At 71.6% G+C, this 5,596-nt stretch carries 4 protein-coding genes; all 4 read left to right on the plus strand.

The features are described from left to right. Positions 1–373: 373 nt before the first annotated feature. The gene (locus tag GT354_RS16630; RefSeq protein WP_161357087.1) at positions 374–2,032 is read left to right on the plus strand and encodes a hypothetical protein; all 1,659 of its coding nucleotides are present in this window, start codon (positions 374–376) and stop codon (positions 2,030–2,032) included. A gap of 272 nt (positions 2,033–2,304) precedes the next feature. Next, positions 2,305–3,909, plus strand: coding sequence for a hypothetical protein (locus GT354_RS16635; protein WP_161357088.1), 1,605 nt, complete (start codon positions 2,305–2,307; stop codon positions 3,907–3,909). A gap of 2 nt (positions 3,910–3,911) precedes the next feature. Next, on the plus strand, positions 3,912–5,087 hold the full coding sequence (locus GT354_RS16640) for an AAA family ATPase (protein WP_346012054.1): 1,176 nt from the start codon (positions 3,912–3,914) through the stop codon (positions 5,085–5,087). A 2-nt stretch (positions 5,088–5,089) separates the two neighbouring features. After that, positions 5,090–5,596, plus strand: a 507-nt coding sequence (locus tag GT354_RS16645) for a hypothetical protein (RefSeq protein WP_161357090.1), incomplete at its 3' end; no start/stop codon positions are given.

Below are 5,596 nucleotides of genomic sequence, written 5' to 3' on the forward strand. Positions count from 1 at the left end.
AGTCGGGGCCGGTGGCAGACGGCGAGTGGCGGGTCGGGGTGTGGCTGTGGGTGGTGGGGCGTCTCGGGGTGGGTGGGCTGTGGGGTGCGCGGGTCGGGAGTGTGTGGCTCGGGGGGTTCGGTGGGGATTGCGAAGTGGGCCCCGGCGGGAGTGAACGGCGCTACGATCCTGGCATCGAAGGGCGGCGTCCGGTGATTACGGACCTCGGTCCAGGGCTGCGACCGATGGGTTGTTGCGTCGTAACGTGTCGACGCCCGTTGGGAGCCCGCCGCCTCGCGCAGCGAACTGCAGGGAACTGCAGCGAACTCGCAGCGAACGCGCACCATCGCAGGGGGCATCGACGGCCGGCCGCGGTCGCTCTGGGGGCTATGCAATGACGACGGTGATCTTCGTCCACGGTACGGGGGTTCGCGCGCCCGCCTACGCGCGCGAATTGGAGCGCCTGCGCTCGGCGTTGGCCGTCGTCCGCCCCGACGTGGTGGTCGAGCCGTGTGACTGGGGATCGGCGCTCGGTGCCTACCTGCACGCCGACGGGGTCTCGATCCCCGGATATCGCCCTACGTCGCCAGGGGCTCCGCCCGGCTGCGAGGAAGACCACGAGCGGGCCCGCTGGGCGTTGCTGTACACCGACCCGTACGCCGAACTCGCGCTCTTGGCAATGACGGCCCGGCCACGGCCGGTGTTCGTGCCCGGAGCGACCCCGCCCGGCGAGCGATTCGCCGCCCGAGTTGCGCAGTTGCCCGACGCGGCCGACGTGCGCGTCGCGTGGGCCGACGGGTTCGCCGGCCCCGAGTCGGGCGCGGTCGTGTTCGGCGGCTCGGTGGATGGGTTGCCCGGCTCGTCGGTTTCCGGTGGTGGTGTCGAGGGTGTGGGCGGCGGTGGCCGCGTGTCGGGGGTGGTTGGGCTCGGCGGCTCGGTGGATGAGTTGCCCGGTTCGTCGGTTTCCGGTGGTGGTGCCGAGGTTGTGGGCGACGGTGGCCGCCAGTCGGGTGCGGTCGTGTTCGGGGGCGTGGTGGACGCGTTGCCCGGCTCGTCGGGTTCCGGTGGTGTCGAGGGTGTGGGCGGCGGTGGCCGCGTGTCGGGGGTGGTTGGGCTCGGCGGCTCGGCGGATGAGTTGCCCGGTTCGTCGGTTACCGGTGGTGGTGCCGAGGTTGTGGGCGACGGTGGCCCCGGGTCGGAGGCGGTTGGGCTCGGGGTTGCGGTTGACGAGTTGCTTGGTTCGGTGGTCTTCCGGGGCGTCGCCGACGGTCTGGCCGTCGAGGGGATGGGCGGTCCGGCCCGCCTCGTCGGTCGAGCGCTGGCCGCGTGGGGCGCCGCGCGCACTCCCGGAGGGCCCGGTGCCGTGCCCGTGGCGGCCAGGGACGCGTTCGTGGACGCGGTGGTGGACCACCTCGTCGCCGGCGACGAGCGTGGCATCGGGGACGCGGTGGGGGCGGTGCTCGGCTTCACCGCTCGGGCCGCCCAACGGGCCGGTGGCTCCCGATGGGTGGTCAACCACCGCAGCGCGCTGAGCGAACGCGCGCTCGGGTTCACCGGCGACATCCTGGCCTACCTCGTCCGCGGCGCGGCCGTACGCGCACTGATCGCCGACCGGGTACGCGCGGCCACCGGGCCGGTGGTTCTCCTCGGGCACAGTCTCGGCGGAGTCGCCGCCTTCGACCTGCTTGCCGGCGGGGTGAACGGGCCGACCGGGCGCGAGCCGCCGTTCGGGCGCGAACCATCGGCCGGGCCGTGCGGGTTCGAGCCTTCGGGCGTCGACCTGTTGGTGACCGTGGGCTCCCAGGTCCCGGTCCTGTACGAACTCGACGCCCTGCCTTCACGGCCCTACGGGACCGGCCTGCCCACCGAATTCCCGCCTTGGATCAACATCCACGATCCGCGCGACCTGCTGTCCTTCGTCGGTGAACAGATCTTCGCGGGCCGAGTCCGCGACGTGGAGGTCGACAACGGGCAGCCCGTCTCCCAGGCGCACAGCGCCTATTGGGCCAATCCGAAGGTGCATCAGGTGCTGGCTCGGGAGATTCCCCGATGAGCGGCAACGATCGTGACCTCCGACGCGTGCGTAGTCGCCCCGGATGGGCATCATGCGGATACGCCCCGAGACGCGAGGCGCGGCGGAGGGCGCCCGAGCCCCCTCGCGGCGACTCGCGCACCGGCACCCGGCCCGGACGCGGGCACCGTGCCCCAGGGCGCGCACCGGCGCACCACGCGTGCCGCGATCGGCGACCGAGCCGATCAACCCGACACCCGTACTCGCGCCGGCCCGGATCGCTCGGGACACGGGGATGCGAGGGGGGAGCCCGCGTGGGGGACGGAGCGGCGAGTTCGGCTCGACGTCGGATCCTGGGGGAGATGGTCGAACTGCTCGCGGGCAGCCAGGCGCTGTTGGGAGCGGAGGCTCGGTTGCAGTGGCGCGGATTCGTGTCGCAATGGCTCGGCGGGCTCGACCTGGGCGACTACGCGACGGCGCGGCAACAACTCGCCGACACGGTGTTCACGGCCGCCCGACAGCCACGCGGCCTCGCCGTGGTGTGCGAGGCAACCGACATGCTCGTCCCCGCGATGCGCGATCGGTCGCGGCTCCTGCTGCACGAGTGGGAAGCGCTCGACCTGTACGGGGAGACACCGCGCTGGGAGACCCTGCGCCGCGCGTTGGATCTCACGGTGCCCGACCTCGGTCGGCTGATCGGCGTGGTCACCCAGGATCGGGTGCGGCTGCCGGGCTACTGCACCAACGGCTGGCACGCGTTCGTCCTGCTCGCGGGCCACAACGCCGACGCGTCGGGCCTGCCGCCCGGCATGCTCCTGATCGAGCACCTGCTGCATCGCCCCGAGGCCGCCGACGTGGTGGGCGAACTCCGCGCCTGGAACGATCATTTCGCGGCCGCGTGGAGCCTGGTCGACGGACCCGGCGGCCTCGCCGAGCTGCGCGTGCGCCTGGCCGAGGACCGTCGGGCCCAGGACCGATCCGCCGCGTTGGGCGGCGCGTTCGTGGATCCCGACGACCCGCCGCCCGACATTCGCGCGATCAAGGTGTTCGTGAAGGTCGCACCCGACCTGGCGCCGGTCGCCCGGCCGGACGGCCCACCCGACGACGCGGGCCCGCGCTACCGGATCTCCGCCGCCGTCGGCTACGCCGAATCCACCGGTCTGGTCCGCGCTTCCGACTGCGAGCCCAAGGAATCGGTGTCCGCCGGTGAACTGGCGGTGGCCGTCGCGAAGATGCTCAATCGACTGGAGCACACGTGGGCTTCGCGCTCCGAGCGAGTGGTCCTGGAATTCTTCCTCCCGGTCGAACTCCTCAACGAGCCGGTCGAATGGTGGGACGGTGACCCCGACATCCCCTACGCCAATCCACTGCTGAACAGATACCGCAGGATCGCGATGCACAGCCTCGACCGGGTGCAGCGGCGCGAACTGCACCACCCGTGGCGGGCGCGGTGGGCGGTTTGGAAGGAACAGAGCCAAGGGGGCGGCGATCCCGTACACGCGTGCGTGTCGCAGGGCCTGTCCGCCCGCGAATACCTCGGCCGGCTGGACGCGCGCATCGGCCGCCGGGAGGCCATCGTCGGCATGCTGCTCAGCGAGGCGCCCACCACGACCGCGGGATCCGTGGGACTCCAGGAACTGAGCCTGGGGCTGCGCAAGGGCGTGCCGGTGTTCATCTGGCACCGCTACGACAGCGCGTCGGCGAAGTTCCGCAGCATGGTGGACGAGGTCTTGGTCGGCGAAGGGCTATCCAACCTTCCCGAGAGTGCGCAAAAGTGGAAAGCGGACTCCGCCGCCGGGGATGCGGACTCGCTCGAAAGCCTGATCGTCGATCACGTCAACGTCGTGTGGGACGACCCGGAGCAGCTCTTGGACGGTGGCCCGTGTGCTCCAGCGGCCTTCGTAGGGGGGTTGGAATGAACGTGCCGTTGCAGGATGCCGGATCCGATGGTGCGCCGGAGCCGACGCGCCGCCCCGTTGTCCGCTATCACGGAACCGGCGGGACACTCGCCGCCGAGACCGCCGAGACCGCCGAGACCGCCGAGACCGCCGAGACCGCCGACGCGGTCGACGCCGACGACACCGGCTACGAACAGCGTCCCTGGCCCGATGGTCCCAGGTGGCGCACCTTCACCGGCGGCCCCTGCCTGCCGGAACCTCCCGATGACGACGAGGCGGACCGCCGATTGGGACCGGCCTCGATGCCGCGCGAGCCCACCGCGGCGGAGGTGCGCCTGGTCAACGCCGCGCTGCTGCTGCGCCGACCGCTCCTGGTGACCGGGCGCCCCGGAGTCGGCAAGTCCGGTCTGGCCTACCGGATCGCGCGCGAACTGCGGCTGGGCCGAGTGCTCCAGTGGCCGGTGTCGACGCGGACGACGCTGACGTCCGCGCTGTTCGAGTACGACGTCCTGGGCCGGGCGCAGGCCGGTCAGGCGTGGTACGCCGCGCAGAGCACGCTCGGCCGGGCCCCGACCGGCGACGAGGACGGCGACCGGCCGCCGGACATCGGCGAGTTCGTGCAACTGGGGCCGCTGGGTACGGCGTTGCTACCGTGGCGGCTGCCGCGCGTGGTGCTCATCGACGAGATCGACAAGAGCGACCCCGACCTTCCGAACGACCTGTTGCACTTGTTCGAGGACGGTTGGTATGCCATTCCGCCCCTCGTTCGAGTGAAACAGCAGGCCCCGTCGGTGACCGTACACACCGCCGATCCGGGCGGATCCGCCTCCGTTGTCGACGGAATCGTCCGGTGTCATGCATTTCCCATCGTGATCATGACATCCAACGGTGAACGCGAGTTCCCGGCGGCCTTCATGCGTCGCTGCCTACGGTTGGATGTCGAGGACCCCGACAGGGCAGCATTGAGCGCGATGGTCGCCGCCCAGTTCGGGGGCGAACTCGACGCCACGCAAAGGGACCTCGTCCGTAGATTCATGGAACACAGCGACAAGGTCGGCGGTTTGGCGGCCGACCAACTCCTCAACGCGGCACACCTCGTGACATCGGGTGCCTACCGCGCCGGTGACACGGACGGCGCCGAGTGGCAGGCGGTGTTGGAGGCGATCTGGCACCCGCCCAACGGCGACGGGACGGGGTGACCGTGGCGAGCGAACGAACCGCCCAGCCGCAGGACCCCGTACCGCAGTCGACGCCCACCGGTAGCAACGGCGGCACCAACGGCGGTACGGACGGCGCTCCCGACACCCGCACCGGCGCGTCGACCGGACCACCGCTGACCGGACTCGACTGGCGCGACGTCGCCGACACGGTGTGGTTGGCGACGAACCACCCCGACCTGGTCACCGACGAGAACGATCACCCGCGTGAGCGCCAAGAGCGGATCACCGCGCCCGAGCAGACGAACGACGAGGAAGCGAACGACGAGGAAGCGAACAACGGGCAGGCGAACAACGGGCAGGCCAACAACGAGGAGACGAACAACGAGGAGGCGAACGACGAGGAATCGAAGCCGGGTCCGCCCGCCCGCCCCCCGAACCGCGAGGACGACGACCCGAACGCCGGCGACCCGCCGCAGCCGGCCGACAGCGACCGCGACCCCGCAACCGACCCGGCAACCGACGGCCGCACCCCGCCCCCCGGCCCGGAA

This window comes from Streptomyces sp. SID3343 (genome assembly GCF_009865215.1).
In the GTDB taxonomy this organism is placed as follows: domain Bacteria; phylum Actinomycetota; class Actinomycetes; order Streptomycetales; family Streptomycetaceae; genus Embleya.